Source organism: Nocardia amamiensis, from assembly GCF_015477605.1.
Classification (GTDB): domain Bacteria; phylum Actinomycetota; class Actinomycetes; order Mycobacteriales; family Mycobacteriaceae; genus Nocardia; species Nocardia amamiensis_A.
Window position 1 is genome coordinate 1 of the sequence record NZ_JADLQX010000296.1, and the last position, 278, is coordinate 278.

1 pseudogene is annotated in these 278 nt (G+C 77.7%); it reads left to right on the forward strand.

Features of this window, described 5'->3' with window-relative positions:
- Positions 1-278, forward strand: a pseudogene (locus IU459_RS37895) (hypothetical protein); the annotation flags it as partial.

Below are 278 nucleotides of genomic sequence, written 5' to 3' on the forward strand. Positions count from 1 at the left end.
CCCGAGCACGAGCTGGCCCGGCGCGTCGCCGACGAGCCGGACCGGCACGACTGGCGCGTGGTCGACGCGGCGCTGGACCGGCTCGGCTGCACCGAGTGCGGCGACCGCCTCGGGCGCGGGCCGGCGACCTGCGCGGCCTGCACCCTCGCCCACGGCTACCGCTACGCCGCCGTCGAAACCGATCGGCCCGGTGTGCCGCCCGGCAACGAGCACGCCGTCCGCGTGAACGTCTCGGTGGTCCGTCGCCCCGCGGCGACCTCGCCGCAGGAGCTGCTGAT